The 20,003-nt window shown below is 63.0% G+C and carries 17 protein-coding genes; 7 read left to right on the top strand and 10 right to left on the bottom strand.

Annotated features, from left to right (window positions below; genetic code table 11):
- Positions 1 to 124: 124 nt before the first annotated feature.
- From WIN67_RS23385 to edd, 10 genes are all read right to left on the bottom strand, one after another.
- Positions 125 to 1,474, bottom strand: coding sequence for a carbohydrate porin (locus WIN67_RS23385; protein WP_339070095.1), 1,350 nt, complete (start codon positions 1,472 to 1,474; stop codon positions 125 to 127).
- An 88-nt stretch (positions 1,475 to 1,562) separates the two neighbouring features.
- Positions 1,563 to 2,723 (bottom strand): ABC transporter ATP-binding protein, encoded by a 1,161-nt coding sequence (locus WIN67_RS23390; protein WP_339070096.1) that lies wholly within the window; start codon positions 2,721 to 2,723, stop codon positions 1,563 to 1,565.
- A 3-nt stretch (positions 2,724 to 2,726) separates the two neighbouring features.
- Positions 2,727 to 3,572, bottom strand: coding sequence for a carbohydrate ABC transporter permease (locus WIN67_RS23395; RefSeq protein ID WP_102880657.1), 846 nt, complete (start codon positions 3,570 to 3,572; stop codon positions 2,727 to 2,729).
- The gene (locus WIN67_RS23400; protein ID WP_102860601.1) at positions 3,565 to 4,473 is read right to left on the bottom strand and encodes a carbohydrate ABC transporter permease; all 909 of its coding nucleotides are present in this window, start codon (positions 4,471 to 4,473) and stop codon (positions 3,565 to 3,567) included. Before WIN67_RS23400 ends, WIN67_RS23395 begins: the two co-directional genes overlap by 8 nt.
- 122 nt (positions 4,474 to 4,595) lie before the next feature.
- Positions 4,596 to 5,888, bottom strand: coding sequence for an ABC transporter substrate-binding protein (locus WIN67_RS23405; protein WP_102880658.1), 1,293 nt, complete (start codon positions 5,886 to 5,888; stop codon positions 4,596 to 4,598).
- Between the two features lie 116 nt (positions 5,889 to 6,004).
- The gene (locus WIN67_RS23410; RefSeq protein ID WP_339070097.1) at positions 6,005 to 7,264 is read right to left on the bottom strand and encodes an AGE family epimerase/isomerase; all 1,260 of its coding nucleotides are present in this window, start codon (positions 7,262 to 7,264) and stop codon (positions 6,005 to 6,007) included.
- Positions 7,265 to 7,490: 226 nt separating this feature from the next.
- The gene (locus tag WIN67_RS23415; protein ID WP_102880661.1) at positions 7,491 to 8,960 is read right to left on the bottom strand and encodes an ATP-binding protein; all 1,470 of its coding nucleotides are present in this window, start codon (positions 8,958 to 8,960) and stop codon (positions 7,491 to 7,493) included.
- Positions 8,950 to 9,681, bottom strand: coding sequence for a response regulator (locus tag WIN67_RS23420; protein WP_102860596.1), 732 nt, complete (start codon positions 9,679 to 9,681; stop codon positions 8,950 to 8,952). The genes WIN67_RS23415 and WIN67_RS23420 overlap by 11 nt, the downstream gene beginning before the upstream one ends.
- A 107-nt stretch (positions 9,682 to 9,788) precedes the next feature.
- Positions 9,789 to 10,745: a glucokinase gene (locus WIN67_RS23425; RefSeq protein WP_339070098.1), complete on the bottom strand. Its 957-nt coding sequence runs from the start codon at positions 10,743 to 10,745 to the stop codon at positions 9,789 to 9,791.
- Positions 10,742 to 12,568 (bottom strand): phosphogluconate dehydratase, encoded by a 1,827-nt coding sequence (gene edd / locus WIN67_RS23430; RefSeq protein WP_102860594.1) that lies wholly within the window; start codon positions 12,566 to 12,568, stop codon positions 10,742 to 10,744. Before edd ends, WIN67_RS23425 begins: the two co-directional genes overlap by 4 nt.
- A gap of 223 nt (positions 12,569 to 12,791) precedes the next feature.
- Here edd and gap point away from each other — a divergent pair, with 223 nt between their 5' ends.
- The 7 genes from gap (at position 12,792) to WIN67_RS23465 (ending at position 19,943) form a co-directional block, all read left to right on the top strand.
- On the top strand, positions 12,792 to 13,796 hold the full coding sequence (gene gap, locus WIN67_RS23435) for a type I glyceraldehyde-3-phosphate dehydrogenase (protein WP_102880664.1): 1,005 nt from the start codon (positions 12,792 to 12,794) through the stop codon (positions 13,794 to 13,796).
- Positions 13,797 to 13,811: 15 nt separating this feature from the next.
- Complete coding sequence (locus WIN67_RS23440) at positions 13,812 to 14,276, top strand: methylglyoxal synthase (protein WP_102880665.1); 465 nt, start codon at positions 13,812 to 13,814, stop codon at positions 14,274 to 14,276.
- Positions 14,277 to 14,349: 73 nt separating this feature from the next.
- Entirely contained in the window at positions 14,350 to 14,868 is a 519-nt protein-coding gene (locus WIN67_RS23445; protein WP_102860591.1) for an RNA polymerase sigma factor, read from the top strand.
- A 113-nt stretch (positions 14,869 to 14,981) separates the two neighbouring features.
- The gene (locus WIN67_RS23450; protein ID WP_339070099.1) at positions 14,982 to 15,953 is read left to right on the top strand and encodes a FecR family protein; all 972 of its coding nucleotides are present in this window, start codon (positions 14,982 to 14,984) and stop codon (positions 15,951 to 15,953) included.
- Between the two features lie 119 nt (positions 15,954 to 16,072).
- On the top strand, positions 16,073 to 18,691 hold the full coding sequence (locus WIN67_RS23455; protein ID WP_339070100.1) for a TonB-dependent receptor: 2,619 nt from the start codon (positions 16,073 to 16,075) through the stop codon (positions 18,689 to 18,691).
- Positions 18,692 to 18,803: 112 nt separating this feature from the next.
- Positions 18,804 to 19,412 carry a biliverdin-producing heme oxygenase gene (locus WIN67_RS23460; RefSeq protein ID WP_102860588.1) on the top strand — a complete coding sequence of 203 codons (609 nt, stop codon included), beginning with the start codon at positions 18,804 to 18,806 and terminating at the stop codon, positions 19,410 to 19,412.
- 117 nt (positions 19,413 to 19,529) lie between these two features.
- Complete coding sequence (locus WIN67_RS23465) at positions 19,530 to 19,943, top strand: YbaN family protein (protein ID WP_102880668.1); 414 nt, start codon at positions 19,530 to 19,532, stop codon at positions 19,941 to 19,943.
- Positions 19,944 to 20,003 lie beyond the last annotated feature (60 nt).

Consider the following 20,003-nt stretch of genomic DNA (forward strand, 5'->3'; position numbering starts at 1 on the left):
CGGTCCTGAAAATCACTGCTGTCTCGATATTCATAAGGGGGCTGCGCCTACCCCACAAAAAAAAGCGGACGGCACAGGCCATCCGCAAAATGCGCACATGGAGGAGGAGCTTATCGCAACAGCTCTAGAACACCGACTGAATTTTCAGCCCGGCCACCAACGCGTTATCCACCTCATCCACTCCGCCCGGATGGGTGATGTATTGCAGGTTGGGGCGCACGGTCAGCCAGTTGGTCACGTGGAAACCGTAGTTGATCTCGTAGTTGTATTCGGTGTCGCGCAGCGGCATGTACAGCGCATTGTCGTAGTTGCTGATGCCGTTGTCCTCGTTGATCAGCTGGGCGTTCTTGCGCACATCGTCGTTGACGTGGATCCGCGCAAAACCGATGCCCACGTCATCTTTCGGACGCGCATCGAACGGGCCCTTGTAGACGAACATCAACGACTGGTAGTTGTCGACGACGTTGGTGTCCTTGTCATGGAAGGTGGCGTTGGCGGCGATGTTCAGACCACGGGAAGCATCACCGTTGTGGGTGGTGAGCTGCTGTTGAGCGACGAACCAGTAGCCGTGCTTGCTGTTGTGCACGCGATAGGCATCGCCCGTGTCCGCGGCGTCCAGACCGTTGACGTCCTTGCGCACATCATTGGCATCGGCCGTGCTCTTGTAGTAACCCACGCGGTACTCGCCCGGCAGGCTATTGAGCTTGGGCGACCAGACCAGTTCCACCGGCAATACCGTGCCCTTGGTGCCGCTGCCGCTGAGCTTGAAGCCGTTGCCGTGTTCCAGCTGCGACGGGTTCTGGTTGTAGGCGCCGATCTGCGCATACAGCTCGGGGGTGATGTGGTATTTGACCCGCAGCGCCGCCTGGCTGACCGGCCAGTTGTACCAGATGCCGGTGGCCCAGTTGCCCACCTGGGAGCCGCAGAAGGCCAGGTTCTGGAACTCGCAGGGGAAGGTGTTGAAGTCTTCGCCTTCGCCGAAGTAACCGGCCTTGACGTCCAGCTTGCCGTCGAGGAACTGGTGCTGAATCCACAGCTGGGTCAGACGCACCATATGGCCACGACCGTACACCTCCTGGGAAGAACTCAGGGTGCCGGCACGCGGGTCGCCGATGCGATCGTTGGAAATGTTCTGGCCGTTACGGTTGGTCAGCTGAATCTTGGCCTGGGTATTGTCCCAGCCCAGCAGCTTCTGCAGATCGAAGGCCACGCCGAGACCGAACTGATCGCTGTAGCGCCCGGTCTTGTCGTCGTTGTAGCCGCCATGCAGGTTGGCGCCCATTTCCCCGACGTAGTCGGCCTTGATGTCGATCCCCTGCTCGATCAGCTTGGTACGCTCACCACCCCAGTCGCCAGTCATCCACTTGGAGTCGGCGCTGAACGCCTCGTCCGCCATGGCATTGGCGGACAGGACCAATGCCGCAGCCGCTGACAACTGGCAAAGCAGCCGGGTATTGCTGTGTTGCTTTTTCATCCCTACATCCTCGTCTTTATTGTTATTAACGATTTATCCAACGCGGTTTACAGCGGGTGCGACGGATGACAGGCCATCCGCCACGGATTCATCGCCCCTTGAACTGCGCCACGTTGCCGCTACGGGGCTCGGACACAGGCGCGCCGGCCGCTCCCAGGCGCTCGCCGCTCTGGGCATCGAACAACAGCACCCGGGCCGGATCGAACTGCAAGGTCAGGGTTTCCCCGGCATCGGGCGCCTGATCCGGAGCCAGACGGCAGCAGACCTTGGTGCCATTGAGCGTGACGAACACCAGGGTGTCGGGCCCGGTGGGCTCGACCACCTGGACCTCGGCGCGCAAGGTCGGCAAGCCATTGGCTTCGGTGGCGGCCAGGGCAATCTGCTCCGGACGAATGCCGAGGATCACCTCGCGGTCTTCGAGCCCCGCGTCCTGCATGCCCAGAGGCAGCTCGCAACGGGCCTGGCCACTGTCCAGTAGCGCCAGCAGGCGGCCGTCCTTGCGTTGCAGGCGCAGGGGGATGAAGTTCATCGGCGGCGATCCGATAAAACTCGCCACGAACAGGTTGGCCGGGTCGTTGTAGATCTGCTTCGGGGTGCCGAACTGCTGGATGATCCCGTCCTTCATCACCGCGACCTTGTCGCCCAGGGTCATGGCTTCGATCTGGTCGTGGGTGACGTAGACCGTGGTGGTCTTGAGGCGCTGGTGCATCAGTTTCATTTCGGTGCGCATCTCGACCCGCAGCTTGGCGTCGAGGTTGGACAGCGGTTCGTCGAACAGGTAGATCTTCGGCCGCCGCGCCAGCGCCCGGCCCATGGCCACCCGCTGCTGCTGACCGCCGGAGAGCTGGCCCGGCTTGCGGGTCAGCAGGTGCTCGATCTGCAGCAGCTTGGCCACCCGTGCCACTTCCGCGTCGATCTCGGCAGTGGGCATCTTGCGGATCTTCAGGCCGAAGGCGATGTTGTCGCGCACGCTCATGGTCGGGTACAGCGCGTAGGACTGGAACACCATGGCGATGTCACGATCCTTGGGGCTCATGCCGCTGATGTCGGCGTCGTCCACCAGGATCGCCCCGCCGCTGATGTTCTCAAGGCCTGCAATGCAGTTCATCAGGGTGGATTTGCCGCAGCCGGACGGGCCGACGAGGATCAGGAACTCACCGTCGTCGATCTTCAGTTCGATGTTCTTCAGGGTGTCCGGCAGGCCGGCACCGTAGGTCTTGTTGACGTTGCGTAATTCGAGAGTGGCCATGCTTTACCCCTTGACTGCGCCGGACGTCAGCCCGCGCAGGAAATACTTGCCGGCGAAGATGTAGACCAGCAGTGTCGGCAGCCCGGCGATCATCGCCGCCGCCATATCAACGTTGTATTCCTTGGCCCCGGTGCTGGTGTTGACCAGATTGTTCAGGGCCACGGTGATCGGTTGCGCATCGCCGCTGGCAAACACCACGCCGAACAGGAAATCATTCCAGATCTGGGTGAACTGCCAGATCAGGCAGACCATGATGATCGGCACCGACATCGGCAGCAGGATCTTGCCGAAGATGGTGAAGAACCCGGCGCCATCCAGGCGCGCGGCCTTGACCAGGGCATCGGGGATGCTCACGTAGTAGTTGCGGAAAAACAGCGTGGTGAAGGCCAGGCCGTAGACCACGTGCACCAGCACCAGGCCGGTGGTGGTGTTGGCCAGGCCGAACTTGCCAAGGGTGAACGAGGCCGGCAGCAGCACGGTCTGGAATGGCAGGAAGCAGCCGAACAGCAGCAGGCCGAAGAACAGCTGGGAGCCGCGAAAGCGCCACATCGACAGCACGTAGCCGTTCATTGCACCGATGAAGGTGGAGATCAGTACCGCCGGCACGGTGATCTTCACCGAGTTCCAGAAGTAGCCACCCACAGCGTCCCAGGCTTTGATCCAGCCGATGCCGTCCACCACCTGGGGCCAGCTCAGCAGGTTGCCGGTGCGGATGTCTTCCGGGGTCTTGAAGCTGGTCAGCAGCATCACCACCAAGGGAATCAGATACACCGCCGCCGCCAGCAGCAAGGTGGCGTAGATGGCGATCCGACTGAAGTTCAGGGTCGGCTTGGCGAGGGAGTTAGTCATGGCGCTTGCCTCGCAGTTCGGAGTACAGGTACGGCACCAGGATGGTCAGCACGGCACCGAGCATCAGCATGGCGCTGGCCGAGCCGATGCCCATCTGGCCCCGGCTGAAGGTGAAGGAGTACATGAACATCGCCGGCAGGTCGGAGGAGTAGCCCGGGCCGCCCGCGGTCATCGCCGCCACCAGGTCGAAGCTCTTGATGGCGATGTGGGCGAGGATCATGAAGGCACTGAAGAACACCGGCCGCAGGCTCGGCAGCACGATCCGCAGGTAGATGGTCGGCAGGCTCGCGCCGTCCACCTGGGCGGCGCGGATGATCGACTGGTCAACACCGCGCAGACCGGCGAGGAACATCGCCATGACAAAGCCCGAGGCCTGCCATACGGCGGCGATCACCAGGCAGTAGACCACCCGGTCCTGATCCACCAGCCAGTCCAGGCGAAAGCCTTCCCAGCCCCAGTCGCGGAGCATCTTGTCCAGGCCCAGGCCAGGGTTGAGCAGCCACTTCCAGGCAGTACCGGTGACGATCATCGACAGTGCCATGGGGTACAGGTACACGGTACGGATGAAGCCTTCCTTGCGGATGCGCTGGTCCAGCAGCACCGCCAGGAACACCCCCAGCACCAGGCTGATGGCAATGAACATGCCGCCGAAGAGCGCGAGGTTCTTGCTCGCCACCCACCAGCGGTCGTTGTCCATCAAGCGCAGGTATTGCTGCAGGCCGACCCACTTGTAGCTCGGCATGAAGCTGGAATTGGTAAAGGACAGAATGAACGTCCAGATGATGTAGCCATAAAACCCCACGAGCACGATCACCATGCTCGGCGCCAGCACCAGCTTGGGTAGCCAGCGCTGCAGTGCGTCCAGGGGTGAGGCCTTGCTGAAAACCGCCACAGAGCTCATCGCAAAAACCCAGTTATTGAAGTGAATCCGGGATGCACGCCGCCGCTGCATGGGCGTAAGCCCTGCAGGGCGGCAACACAGTCACAGGTCAGCCGCCGGCGTACCGGCGGCGGGATCAAGGATTACTGCGCGGCTTTGACCGCCGAGGCCAGTTGCGCACTGGCCTTGGCCGGGTCCGCATCCTTGTCGTTCATGAAGTTGGTGACCACATCGAAGATCGCGCCCTGCACCGCCAGGGAAGTGGCCATGTTGTGCGCCATGCTCGGCTGCAGGCCGCCGGTCTTCTCGTCGGCCAGGAAGTCCTTGGCCGCTGCCTGGGCGCAGGAGTCGAAGCCCTCGGCGCTCATGTCGTTGAGCATGTCGGTGCGCACCGGGATCGAGCCCTTGTTGATGCTGAAGACCTTCTGGAAGTCCTTGCCCAGGGCGACCTTGGCCAAGTCTTGCTGAGCGGCGATATCACCTTTGCGATCGGCCTTGAGCTTGAACACCGCCAGGGAGTCGATGTTGTAGGTGAAGGCCTTGTCAGTGCCCGGGAACGGTACGCACTGGTAGTCCTTGCCGGCAACTTTCTTCGCCGCCGTCCATTCGCTCTTGGCCCAGTCGCCCATCATCTGCATGCCGGCCTTGCCGCCGATCACGTCGGCAGCCGCAATGTTCCAGTCACGCCCGGCACGGTTGGGGTCCATGTAGCCGGTGATTTTCTTCAGTTCGGCGAAGGTCTTGGTCATTTCCGGGCCGGAGAGGGTTTTCTGGTCCAGGTCCACCAGGGCTTTCTTGTAGCCTTCAGGGCCCATGACCGAGAGCACCACGTCTTCAAACACGGTGCTGTCCTGCCACGGCTGGCCACCGTGGGCCAGGGCGATAAAGCCCGCGGCCTTGAGCTTGTCGCCGGCGGCATAGAACTCTTCGAGGGTGGTCGGGGCCTTGTCGATCCCGGCCTTCTTGAACACTTCAGGGTTGATCCACAGCCAGTTGACCCGGTGGATGTTCACCGGCACTGCTACGTAATCACCTTCGTACTTGACGGTATTGGCCACCTTGGACGAGAGCAGGCCGTCCCAGTTTTCCGCCTTGGCCACGTCCTTGAGGGTGTCGGTGCTGAGCAGGCCGGTGCTGCCCCATTCCTGGATATCCGGGCCCTTGATCTGGGCTACGCCCGGCGGGTTGCCGGCCACGGCGCGGCTTTTGAGCACGGTCATCGCAGTGGAACCGCCACCACCGGCCACGGCGCCGTCCTTCCAGGTGAAACCGTCTTTTTCCACTTGGGCCTTGAGCACATCGACAGCAGCTTTTTCACCACCCGAAGTCCACCAGTGGACGACTTCCACGGAACCTTTGGAATCGGCGGCGAGGGCACTCAGGGGAAACAGAGAGGCAAGGGAAATGACAGTGGCGAGGCGAGAAATCGCATTCATTTGAAGTACCTTTCTTGTTGTTATGCATGCAAGTCTGGTGCTTGCGCTGCATACGAGTCTAAACAGCCTAGTCGAACGTTCGGGTAACGAAGCGACGGGGAAATGTCACGACATGGTTACACAAGGCCCGGAACAGACGCTTGGGCCAAAGCCGAGGCCATGCTCGGTGCCAGAGGCAGACGCGGAATCAGCACGGCTTGCCAGGCGTGATAGAGGTCCGGCTTGCCGCCCCAGATCTCGGCAGCCGGGCGGTTGTCGCGGCCCAGTTCGTGATGCCAGCTGCCCTGCTGATGATCGATGAAATGCGCTTCGCAGAACTCCCAGAAACGCCGGTACCAGACCTCGTATTGCTCCTGGCCGGTGCGCTTGAGCAAAGCGCTGGCGGCGGCGCTGGCCTCGGCGTGGGTCCAGTGCAGGCGCTGGCGCACCACCGGCCGGTTGTCCCAGTCTAGGGTGTAGACAATGCCAGGGGCACCGTCCACGTCCCAGCCGTGGCGACAGTTGCTCTGGAACAAGCGTTGCGCATCCAGCGCCAGCCAGCCCGGGGTCAACAGGCCGGCCTGGACCCGCGATGCCTCCAGGTGCAACAGCAGGCGCGCCCATTCGAAACCGTGGCCCGGCGTGGTGCCGAAGGGCCGGAAACCATCGGCGGGAAAGGCCCGGTTGTAGTCGCGCAGGGGCTGCCAGTCAGCGTTGAAATGCTCGATCACCATGAAGTCGTTGGCGGCGGCGTGCTGATGGATCACCCGCTCGACGATGCGCAGGGCGCGGTTGAGCCAGCGCGGGTCCTGGGTGACATCGGCCAGGGCCAGGAAAGCCTCGGTGGCGTGCATGTTGCTGTTGGCACCGCGATAGGCTTCCGGCTCGCGCCAGTCACGGTTGAAGGACTCGAGCATGGCGCCCTCCTCCTCGCTCCAGAAATACCCATCGACGATCCGGATCGCCTCCTCAAGTAGGGCCTGGGCACCCGGCCGCTGCGCCACCACCGCAGAGCTGGCGGCCAGGGCGACAAAGGCATGCAGATAGGCAGCCTTGGTGCCGTTGCCATCGGCCTGACCGGCCACGGCGAACCAGCCGCCGTGCTCGGCATCGCGCAACGGCCCCATGAGCGCGGCGATGCCGTGATCCACCAGCCCGGCATAACCCGGCAGGCCCTGGATGTGCGCGATGGCGAAGCTGTGGGTCATGCGCGCGGTGTTCATGGTTTCGGCCTGGGCACCGGCGGGCAGGCAGCCGCGGGCATCGAGGTTGCCGAAGCCTTCGGCGAGTCGTGAAGCCTTGGCGAAATCAAGCAGGCGCTGGCCTTCGGCGGCGAGCCAGGAATGGTGAGCGGGCGCGTTCAGCCAACTGCGCAGCGGCAGGGGGAGAGAGTCCATGAGTGGCCTGTTGTTGTTTTTATCGAAGGCTTGAGTCTAATCAAGCCGCTCGCAACCGCAGGTAACGAAGGGCAAGCACAATGTCACCAAACCGTGACATTGCGCGGCTCCACCCGTAGGAGCCGGCTTGCCGGCGAAGAGGCCCTTGAGTCCTGCAGTGCCCTTGGGAACGCCTTCCCTGGCAAGCCAGCTCCTACACAAGTCAGCATCTGCACAGGCCAGCCGCTCAGTCGAAGGTCCGGGGCAGGTACAGGGTCACGCGCAGGCCGCCTTCGCGCAGGTTCTGCAGGCTGACTTCGCCGCCATGGCTGTGGGCAATGTTGCGCGCGATGCCCAGGCCCAGGCCGTAGCCCTGCTGCTGGCCGGCCAGACGGAAATGCGGCTCGAACACCTGCTCCAGGCGCTGCTCCGGTACGCCCGGGCCTTCGTCGTCTACATGCAGGACAAAACCGCTGTCGTCGTCTTCGATGTGCAGATGGGCGTTCTGGCCGTACTTCAGGGCGTTGTCGATCAGGTTGCCCATACAGCGCTTGAGCGCCAGGGGCTTGCCCGGATAGCTGGCCAGCGCCCGGCCCTGCTGGGTCACGCGGCCATTGCCATTGGGTGCCAGGTAAGGTTCCACCAGGCAGTCGAGCACCTGGTTGAGGTCCACCGGCTCGATGTTCTCGTGGATGTCGGTGTCCTTGACGCATTGCAACGCACCTTTGACCAGCAGTTCCAGTTCGTCCAGGTCGCGGCCGAACTTGGCTTGCAGTTGTTCGTCCTCCAACAGCTCGACCCGCAGGCGCAGGCGGGTGATGGGGGTGCGCAGGTCGTGGGAGATGGCGCTGAACAGCTGGCTGCGCTCGGTCAGGTAGCGGCTGATGCGTTCGCGCATGCTGTTGAAGGCCCGCCCCACTTCCACCACTTCACTGCCGCCGCCCTGCGCCACCGGCTCGACATCGGCGCCCAGGGACATGTCCCGCGCCGCCCGGGCCAGACGCTTGAGGGGCCGGCTCTGCCAATGCACCAGCAGACCGATGAACAGCAGCAGAAAACCGCTGGTGAGCAGGATGAACCACACCTGCTGCGCCGGCAGCCCCTGCTCTTCAAGACTGGTATAGGGCTCGGGCAACAGCGAAGCGATGTACAGCCATTCTCCCGGGGCCATCTGGATCTGGGTTACCAGCACCGGCGGGTTCACCGGCTCCAGGGTCAAGGCGTAATGGGCCCAGGAGCGGGGCAATTCGTCGAGCTTGAGGCCGCCATTGAAAATCCGCAGATCATCGGGGCTGACAAAGGTCACGGATAGATCCGCGTCGTTGCCCAGGGACTGGCGCAGCACTTGCTCCACCGCCTGCAATACCGCCTCTTTGCGCGGTGTAGCGGGCAGCACCTGCATGCCCAGGGGCTTGTCATTGAGGGTCACGACAAAACGGGTACCGCCCATGCTGCGCAACTGGTCGAGCACCAGGGGGCGATAAGCCACCGGCAGCGAACGCAGGTAACTGACGCTGGCGGTCATCGAGTGAGCCAGGCTGCGGGCGCTGGTCACCAGGCCTTCGAGCTGGGTAGCGCGCAACTGCGAAACCCAGATCACGCTGGACAGGGCCTGGGCGAACAACACCGCCAGCAAGGTCAGCAGAAGCATGCGCCCCAGCAGCGAGCGAGGCACCGGCACCCGCCGCAATACTCTGCGCAATGCCTCAGTGACCATTGCCGGCAACCACATTGGCTGCCAATTGATAGCCACTGCCACGCACGGTACGGATCAGCCGCGGTGGCTTTTCCGTGTCCCGCAGACGCTGGCGCAGGCGGCTGACAGCCATGTCGACGATGCGGTCCAGGGGCATCAGGTCACGCCCGCGCGTGGCATTGCCGATGGTGTCGCGGTCGAGGATTTCCTGGGGGTGGTCGAGGAACAGCTTGAGCAGGGCAAAGTCGGCGCCGGAGAGGATCACCTCCTCGCCGTCGTTATGAAACAAGCGGTGACTGATCACATCCAGGCGCCACTCGTCGAAGCACAGCACGTCACCTGCGACCCGCTCCTGGGCGAACTGCACCCGGCGCAACAGCGCCTTGATCCGCGCCTGCAACTCCCGTGGGCTGAAGGGCTTGCCCAGGTAGTCGTCGGCCCCCAGCTCCAGACCGATCACCCGGTCGGCCTCGTCGGAGCTGGCGGTGAGCATGATGATCGGCACCTGACTGCACCGTGGGTGCTGGCGAATCCAGCGGCACAGGCTGAAGCCGTCTTCGTCGGGCAGCATCACGTCGAGGATCACCAGGTCGCTGGGGGCCTCGCTCAGGGCCTGACGAAAGCCGGCGCCATCGGCGGTCGTGCGCACCTGGAAGCCGCAGCGGCTGAGGTAGGTTTCCAGCAGCTCGCGAATTTCCTGATCGTCGTCAACCAACAAAATCGACTTACTGACTGAACTCACCGGGGCCGTCCTTATTGTTAGGCAGGGAGCGCGATTATGCCTGATGCCGGGAGGCGTGTTACCGCCTCTTCGCCGGTAAGCCGGCTCCTACGCCGTGCGGCTCAAGGTCAACCCTGGGCCTGCTCCAGCGCTACGCCGGCACCGGTCAGCCCGGAATAGGGCGCCGTCACCAACCACACCGGAATGCCCTTGAAGTAGTCGCTCATGCAGCCCTTGTCGGCAAAACTCCTGGCAAAGCCGCTGTGGATGAAGAAGTCGGCGAAACGGGGAATCACCCCGCCGACGATATACACCCCGCCCCGCGCGCCCGTGGTCAGCACGTTGTTGCCCGCCACTCGCCCCAGCCAGCAGCTGAACTGCTCCAGCACTTCCCGGGCAATCGGGTCGCCGGCCAGCCCGGCAGCGGTGATGGCCTCCGGGGTATCGAGGCGCGGCTCATGACCGTCCACCGCACAGATCGCCCGGTACACCCGCGGCAATCCACTGCCGCTCAAAGCGGTCTCGGCGCTGACATGGCCAATTTCATTGTGGATGTGCTGCCACAGCTGGGTTTCCCGCGAGCTGCTCAAGGGCAGGTCGACATGACCGCCCTCCCCCGGCAAGGCCATGTAGCGGCCGTCGCCGAAATTCAACAGGGTACCGACGCCGAGACCAGTGCCCGGGCCGATCACCACCGCCGGACGCAAGGGCTCGGCAACGCCTTCGCAGACCACGCGAAACTCATCGGGCTGCAAGCGGGTCATGCCCAGGGCCATGGCCGAGAAGTCGTTGACCAGCAGCAACTGCTCCACCTGCAAGGCCTGGCAGAACGCCTGGCGGCTCAGGCGCCAGTGGTTGTTGGTAAAACGGAACTCATCGCCGCTGACCGGACCGGCCACCGACAGGCATACCGAACCGATGGAACCCAGGGCCAGGCCCTGGTCTTGCAGGTACGCCTTGATGGCGTCTTCCGGGCAGCGATAGTCCGCCGTTGCATGGACCTGGATCGCGTCCAGTTGTTGGTCTTTCCACAACGCGAAGCGCGCGTTGGTGCCACCGATGTCACCGACCAGGGCCAGTTTCAATTAAGCGTCTCCAGAGCAGAGGTAAAGGCGCTGGCGCCCTGCTCTGCCGAGCTGAAGGCCATGCGCATGAAAGCGAAGAGTTCACGACCGGTGCCGACGTTGTTGCCCAACAGGCCCTTGGCCGGTTCCCGGGCGGCGAATTCGGCGGCGTCGACCTTGAGTTCCAAGGTGCCCTTGACCCCGTCAACGCGAATGATGTCACCGTCCAGCACCCGAGCCAGCGCACCGCCGACCTGGGCCTCGGGGCTGACATGAATCGCCGCCGGAATCTTGCCCGAGGCACCCGACATACGTCCATCGGTCACCAGCGCCACCTTGAAGCCACGGTCCTGCAGAACCCCGAGGAACGGGGTCATCTTGTGCAGCTCGGGCATGCCGTTGGAGCGTGGCCCCTGGAAGCGCATCACCGCGACGAAATCTTTTTCCAGCAGGCCGGCCTTGAAGGCGTCGGCCAGGTCCTGCTGGTCCTGGAATACCACGGCCGGGGCTTCGACGACCTGATGCTCGGGGGCCACGGCGGACACTTTCATCACCCCGCGGCCGAGGTTGCCTTCCATGACCCGCAAGCCGCCTTCCGGGGAGAAGGCCCGGGCCACCGGCCGCAGGATGTTTTCGTCGAGGCTTTCGATCGGGCCTTCGCGCCATACCAGCTTGCCGTTATCGAGGAACGGCTCCTGGGTGTAGCGGCTCAGGCCGCGGCCGGCCACAGTATTGACGTCTTCATGCAGTAGCCCGGCTTCCAGCAGTTCACGGATCAGGAAGGACATGCCGCCCGCTGCCTGGAAGTGGTTAATGTCGGCCTTGCCGTTGGGATAGACGTGGGACAGGGTCGGCACCACCTCGGACAGATCGGCCATGTCCTGCCAGGTCAACTGGATGCCTGCCGCCTGGGCGATGGCCGGCATGTGCAGGGTGTGGTTGGTGGAACCGCCGGTGGCGTGCAGAGCGACGATGGAGTTGACCAGACAACGCTCGTCGACGATTTCGCCGATGGGCGTGAAGCTGCCGCTCTGCTTGGTCAGGCGCGTGACCTGCTGCGCCGCCTCATGGGTCAGGGCGTCGCGCAGCGGCGTGTTGGGGTTGACGAAGGAGGCGCCCGGCAGGTGCAGGCCCATGACTTCCATGAGCAACTGGTTGGTGTTGGCAGTGCCGTAGAAGGTGCAGGTGCCCGGGCTGTGGTAGGACTTCATTTCCGATTCCAGCAACTCCTCGCGGCTGGCCTTGCCTTCAGCATAACGCTGGCGCACATCGGCTTTCTGCTTGTTGGAAATCCCCGACACCATCGGCCCGCCCGGGACGAAGACCATCGGCAGATGACCGAAGCGCAGGGCGCCCATCATCAGGCCCGGGACGATCTTGTCGCAGATCCCCAGCATCAGCGCCGCGTCGAACATGTTGTGCGACAGGGCCACGGCCGTGGACAGCGCAATCACCTCGCGGCTCGGCAGGCTCAGTTCCATGCCGGCCTCGCCCTGGGTCACGCCATCGCACATGGCCGGGGTGCCGCCAGCGAACTGGCCCACCGAACCGATCTCGCGCAGGGCTTTCTTGATCTGCTCGGGAAAACGCTCGTAAGGCTGGTGAGCCGACAACATGTCGTTATATGACGAAACAATTGCCACGTTGGCCGCATTCATCATCCGCAGGCTGTGTTTGTCGTCGGCGCCACAACCGGCCACGCCGTGGGCGAAGTTCGCACACTGTAGCTTGCCGCGCTGCGGACCATCGCTGGCGGCACCACGGATCAACGCCAGATAAGCCTGGCGAGTGGCGCGACTGCGAGCGATAAGCCGTTCGGTGACCTCAAGAACGCGGGGATGCATATGTAGAACTCCAGGCTAACGGATGTGGCGACCTGTTTGTCTATGCTGATCAGAAGCCCCGCCACCGAGGGACAGTGGAGGACATTTCTGACCATTTGGACCAGTTGATTCAGGTCACTCGTTGTAGATAAGACAAAATATTGCCACTAAAAAGGCTTGTTTTCTATTTCTATGCGAATAATCTTGTAATTCCAACAACAAATTTAACGACAGGCGTTTGCACATGACTCTTCGAATCGCAATCAACGGTTTTGGCCGTATTGGCCGTAACGTCCTGCGCGCACTCTATACCCAAGGCTATCGTCAGGATCTGCAGATCGTCGCCATCAACGATCTGGGGGACAGCGCGATCAATGCCCACCTGCTGAAATACGACACCGTCCACGGCACCTTCGACGCCGAAGTCCAGCACGACCAGGAAAGCCTGACCGTCAACGGTGACCGCATCGCTGTCAGTGCCATCCGCAACCCGGCCGAACTGCCCTGGGCCGCGGAAAAGATCGACGTGGTCTTCGAATGCACCGGCCTGTTCACCGACCGCGCCAAGGCCGCTGCCCATCTTACTGCCGGCGCCCGCAAAGTGATCATCTCGGCCCCGGCCAAAGGCGCCGACGCCACCGTGGTCTACGGGGTCAACCACGACATCCTGCGCCAGTCGCACCAGGTCATTTCCAACGCTTCGTGCACCACCAACTGCCTGGCCCCGGTGGCCCAGGTGCTGCACCGCGAGCTGGGCATCGACAACGGCCTGATGACCACCATCCACGCCTACACCAACGACCAGAACCTCACCGACGTCTACCACAGCGACCCCTACCGCGCCCGTTCGGCCACCCAGAACATGATTCCGAGCAAGACCGGCGCCGCTGAAGCTGTGGGCCTGGTGTTGCCGGAGCTGGCGGGCAAGCTGACCGGCATGGCAGTGCGGGTACCGGTGATCAACGTATCCCTGGTGGACCTGACCGTGACCCTCAAGCGCGACACCACCGCCGAAGAGGTCAACGCCCTGCTCAAGAGTGCCAGCCAGCATTCGAAGATCCTCGGCTACAACACCCTGCCGCTGGTCTCCAGCGACTTCAATCACAACCCGCTGTCGTCGATCTTCGACGCCAACCACACCAAGGTCAGCGGCGGTCGCTTGCTCAAGGTGCTGGCCTGGTACGACAACGAGTGGGGCTTCTCCAACCGCATGCTGGATAACTGCCTGGCCCTGTGCAATGCGGAATAAAACGGATATTCGTCAATGATCGGTATCAGTTTTACCCAAAAGACCATGGCGGCGCGCAAGCGCATCGCCCTGGTCGCGCATGACCACTGCAAGGTCTTTCTGCTGGACTGGGCCGAGCGGCAGAAGTCACGCCTGGCCGAACATGAACTGCTGGCCACCGGCACCACCGGGCTGCTGCTGAGCAAACGCCTGGGACTGCCGGTGCAAAGCATGATCAGCGGCCCTCTGGGCGGCGATCAGCAACTGGGCGCGCAGATTGCTGAACAGCGGGTCGACCTGCTGGTGTTCTTCTGGGACCCCTTCGAACCCCAGCCCCACGATCCGGATATCAAGGCCCTGCTGCGCGTGGCGGCGGTGTGGAACATTCCCGTGGCCTGCAACGAGTGCAGCGCCGACTATCTGCTCAGCAGCCCACTGATGAGCCAGGCCCATGAACACCGGATTCCCGACTACCAGGCGTACCTGGCCGCTCGGGGATAAATCACACAAGGCTTGACCATTGGCGCAGATGACAATCATTATCATCTGCTGCAAAAATGGATCAGGCCTTGCTGTGAGTCAATCGCACTTCAACCACGTCTTCCTCACTCAACGAATTTCTCTGCTGCGAACGCTGGAGCGGATGGTCAACAACCACAGCACCGCCGAAGACCTGCTGCAGGAAACCTATCTGCGGGTGACCCGCGCCCTCAGCGAGCGGCCGATCACCCACCTTGAGCCCTTCGTGTTCCAGACTGCACGCAACCTGGCGCTCGACCACCTGCGGGCCCGGCGTATCCAGGGCCGCACCCTGCTGGAAGATGTGCCACCGGAGGTGGTGGAGAGCGTCGCCGCTCCCCTCAGCAGCGCCGAGGACGCAGCCCACGCTGAGCAATTGCTCGAACGCCTGAACCTCAGCCTCGGTCAGCTCAGCCCGCGCCAGCAGCAGATCTTCATCCTCAGCCGCCTGCACGGCCACAGCTATCAGGAGATCGCCGACGCACTCGGGGTGTCGCTGAGCACCGTGCAAAAGGAACTGAAATTGATCATGGCCATCTGCATCGGCGTCGCCGAACGTCTCGACGGCCAGTGAGTCTCAACCGCTGAGCACAATGACTGCGTCAGCCCCAGGCCTTTGTTAACCTTGGCCGGCTTTCGCTCTCTCTTGAAAAAACAGCTGCGCACAGACGCCGCCGAGGAACACCCGTGACGGATTTTCACAGCGCCGAGCCGCCCACCCCTGCCGGCTCGCACTCAAGCACCCTTGCCATGGATCAGGCGCTGGATTGGCTGATCGAGCTGGAACATCCGAACGAGGAACACGTGCGCCAGTTTCATCAGTGGCTGGCGGCTTCACCGCTCAATGCCCAGGCCTTCGAAAAGGCCCAGGCCATCTGGAACGGACCGCAAGTGGCGCTCTGTGCCCAGGCCCTGGCCGCCCCTGCACCGAAGGTTTCACGCCTGTCTCGCCTGCGCCCCCACTGGAAGCCCCTGGCCACCGCCGCGGTGCTGGTGCTTGGGCTGTTCAGCTTCAGCAACCTGCCCCTGCGCCTGCAGGCCGACCACCTGACCCTGGTGGGTGAACGCCAGCGCCTGCAACTGGAAGACGGCTCGAAAGTCCTGCTCAACACCAACTCGGCGTTTTCCAGCCAGATCAACGATCACCAGCGCGTGGCTCGGTTGTACCAGGGCGAAGCCTTCTTCGAGATCCCGGCGACTCTCGGCCGGCCCCTGGAACTGGACGCCGGTCCGGTCAAGGCCAGCGTGGGCGACACCGCCTTCGCCGTGCGCTATCTGGACGGCATCGCCCAGGTCCAGGTGCAACGCGGCGATATCGACCTGCGGGCGACCCACGCCGACCAGCGCATTCGCTTGAGGGCCGGAGAAAGCGTACGCGTCGGCCCTCAGGGGTTTGAGCGCCCGGCCAAGCTCGATGCTGGCAAGGACCTGGCCTGGGTCGAGGGGCGCCTGGTGTTCGAGAACTGCCCCCTCAATCAGGTGCTGGCGGAACTGCGGCGTTATTACCCGGGCTGGATCGTCAACAACAACGAGCAGTTGGCAAGTGTTGCGGTCACCGGCAACTACCGCCTGGACCAGCCCCTGGATGTGTTGCGTTCCCTGGCCCATATCACCTCGGCGCGACTCTCGGAATTCCCGGCGCTGGTGATTCTCAACTGAGAATAATTATTTTTACGCGATAGCCACGGATCATACGTCTCGTTATAGCCAATGCAACTGATTCGCATTTTTAATGCGTGTCTGCACCTATAAGATTCGTGCGACCCGGAGCGCTCTCGATGTCCCCTCGCCTCAACAGCCGATCCTCTGTTCCCTGTACCCGTCTGCAGAACTGCACGCTGTCGCTGCTCACCGCAGCGATCCTGCTGGCCGGCGCTCACGCCACTCCTGTCATGGCCGCCGATGCCCCGGCGCCCTCCAGCCAGCGCATGGGCAACTACAACTTCGCCATTGCCGAGCAACCGCTGGTCTCGGCGCTCAATGCCTTTACCGCGGTCACCGGCTGGCAAGTGGGCCTGCCCGCCGAGCTGGGTTCCGGCGTTGCCTCCCCCGGCGTACGCGGCTCGCTGCCGCCGGAAAAGGCCCTGGATCGGCTGCTCAGCGGCACCAGCCTGAGCTACCGCAAACTGGGCAACAACAGCATCGTCCTGGAGAAGCGCAGCGGCGCCAACGTGGTGAACCTGCAGCAAGTGACCATTAGCGCTACCCGCCAGGAGCAGGACATCAACTCGGTGCCGAGCACCGTGAGCGTGCAGACCCGGGAAGAACTGGACCGCCAGAACGTCAACACCATCAAGGAGCTGGTGCGCTACGAGCCTGGGGTGTCCGTCGGTGGTGCAGGTCAGCGCGCAGGACTCAGCGGCTACAACATCCGCGGCATCGACAGCGACCGGATTCTCACCCAGGTCGATGGCGTGGAAGTGCCGGATCACTTCTTCAGCGGTCCCTACGCCAAGACCAACCGCAACTATGTCGACCCGGAAATCGTCAAGCGCGTGGAAATCCTCCGTGGCCCGGCCTCGGTGCTCTACGGCAGCAGCGCCATCGGCGGCGCCGTCAGCTACTACACCCTGGACGCCGACGACATCATCAAACCCGGTCAGGACGTTGGCGCGCGCCTGAAGAGCGGCTACAGCTCGGCTGACGAAAGCTGGCTGAAATCCGCCACCGTCGCCGGCCGGGCCAGCGACTTCGACGCCCTGCTGCACCTGAGCCGGCGTGATGGCCACGAAACCGAGTCCTATGGCAGCAACAACGGCACCGGCCTCAACCGCACCGCCGCCAACCCGGAAGACGCCCGCACCACCAACGTCCTGGCCAAGCTCGGCTGGAACTATGCACCGGATGCTCGCCTGGGCCTGACGTACGAAAAGTACAAGGATGACCGTGACACCAACCAGAAAAGCGCAGTAGGCGGCCTGTTTCTCAACGGCGTCGGTCAGAACTGGTATCGCTCGCGGGTCGGCAACGACACCATCACCCGTGAGCGCTTCGGCCTGGAAAACAGCTTTGCCCTGGAGTCGCCAATCGCCGATCGGATCAAGTGGAGCCTGAACTACCAGATCGCCAAGACCGACCAGACCACGTCCGAGCGCTACAACCCGGTCTCGGTGTTCTCCCCCAACGCCCGCGACGTGCTGCGTGAACGGCAAACCCTGTACCAGGAAAAACAATGGGTATTCGACGCGCAACTGGACAAGGCTTTCACCCTGGGTGAAACCGATCATCAACTGACCTACGGTACGACCCTCAAGCAACAGAAAGTTACCGGCTCGCGCTACGGCACCGCCACCTGCCTGAAAGTCGGTGGCGGCTGTACCGCCATCGGCGCGCCAAGCCCGAACGCCGGCGACAGCGTGAAAAAATCCAGCGACTTCCCGGACCCCACCGTCAGCACCTACAGCCTGTTCGCCCAGGACCAGATCAGCTGGAACGCCTGGACCTTCACCCCTGGCCTGCGCTACGACTACACCCAGCTCAAGCCGAAACTGACCCAGGAGTTCCTCAATGTCGCCAACCCTACCGGCAACTTTCCGGTCAGCGACGACAAGAAGACCTGGCACCGGGTTTCGCCCAAGTTCGGCCTGACCTACGCCTTCGACGAGCACTACACGGCCTATGGCCAGTATTCCGAGGGCTTCCGCACGCCGTCGGCCAAGGCGCTCTACGGCCGCTTTGAAAACCTCGCCACCGGGTACGTCGTCGAGCCCAACTCCAACCTCAAGCCAGAAACCAGCAAAGGTTATGAAACCGGCCTGCGCGGCAACTTCGACGCGGGCTCCTTCGATGTCTCGGTGTTCTACAACCAGTACCGCGACTTCATCAACGAAGACGCCATCACCGCCGGCGCACTGCAATCGGTGATCCAGAGCAACAACATCAAACACGCCACCATCAAGGGCGCCGAAGCCAGGGGCCGTCTGAACCTCGATGCCTTCGGTGCACCACAGGGCCTGTACAGCATCGGCTCGCTGGCCTACGCCTACGGTCGCAACAATGACAACGGCGAGCCGATCAACAGTGTCAACCCGCTCAAGGGCGTATTTGGCCTCGGCTACGACCAGGACAACTATGGCGCGCTGCTGAGCTGGACCCTGGTCAAACGCAAGGACCGGGTCGACAACAGCACCTTCAAGGCCCCGGATGGCCGCGCCACCAGCGGTCAGTTCAAGACACCGGGCTACGGCATCCTCGACCTCAGCGGCTTCTACAAGGTCACCGATGACCTCACCGTGAACGCCGGCCTGTACAACCTGACCGACAAGAAATACTGGAACTGGGACGACGTGCGCGGCTACGACAGTGTCGGTGAGGCCGGACAAACCGCACCCGCCAACCTCGACCGCCTGACCCAGCCGGGCCGCAACTTCTCGGTCAACCTGGTGTGGGACATCTGACCCCAAACCGCCTCACTGCCCTTTTTCATCCGGGGCAGTGAGGATTTTTTACTGTGTCGCGTCTTCTTGTTCGTCTAGTCACTAAGTGCCTCTCATTCTCAAGGACATCTGCATGACCTCCCAGGATTCCTCCCAGCGTCATCACCTGCGCTCCCAGCGTCTGAACCAGATCACCCACGAGCCCCATTCCAAGCTCGACGCCCTGGTCAAGGCCCACGCACCGTTTGAAACCCAGGGCGCCTTCGCCCGCTTCGTGGTCGCCCAATACCTGTTCCAGTCGGAACTGGTGGACCTGTACAACGATGCCGAACTGAACCGCATCGTGCCTGACCTGGCCGAGCGCTGCCGCGCCGAAGCGGCCAAGGCCGACCTGGCGGACCTGGATACTGAAGTGCCAGCACCGGTAGCCGGCGCCGTGCGCAACCCGAGCAAGGCCGAAGCCCTGGGCTGGATCTTCGTTTCCGAGGGTTCCAAGCTCGGCGCCGCGTTCCTGATCAAGCGCGCCGTGGGCCTGGGCCTGAGCGAAACCTTCGGCGCCCGGCACCTGGGCGAACCAGCCGGTGGCCGTGCCGAAGGCTGGAAGACCTTCACCCGCATCCTCGACGGCCTGGAATTCACCGCCGAAGAAGAAGCCGCTGCGGAAAAAGGCGCCCTGGATGCCTTCAACCGCTTCACCGTACTGCTGGAGCAGGCTTACTCCAGCGCCGCGCAACCGGCCTGACCCCGACGTTGTGGGCACGGTGGCGGCTGACCCCTCTGCCCTGCCCACAGCGGTATTTTGTCGGCCGGCATCTTCCCCGGATTGAGCCACACGACGCGTTACCTCATCATCGAAGCCATGACCCCCACTCGCCCCTCCTCGTCGAAAATATCCCGCCTGCTGTTTGGCGTGCTGGCCTATATCAGCCTGGCTATCGGCCTGATCGCCATCGTCGTACCGGGCCTGCCGACCACCGAATTCATCCTCCTGGCCGCCTGGGCCGCTACCAAGAGTTCGCCACGCCTGAGTGCCTGGATGGAGAACCACCGGCTGTTCGGCCCGATCCTCTGCAACTGGCGCAACGGCCGGATTGTCAGCCGCAAGGCCAAAGTCAGCGCCACCCTCAGCATGCTGCTGTGCGCCGGCCTGATGCTGACCCTGCTCAATCATCACTGGACGATGTACGCCGCCATCGCTGGCATGACCCTGGGCAACCTGTGGATCTGGTCGCGCCCCGAAGCCCTGCCGCAAACCTGCACCCCGCCTCTGTAACAGCCCGCTTGCCGGGCAGAGCTCCCTCAGCATTGGCATGAGCTTCACGGACCTTTTCGC

This window comes from Pseudomonas idahonensis, assembly GCF_037903935.1.
In the GTDB taxonomy this organism is placed as follows: domain Bacteria; phylum Pseudomonadota; class Gammaproteobacteria; order Pseudomonadales; family Pseudomonadaceae; genus Aquipseudomonas; species Aquipseudomonas danubii.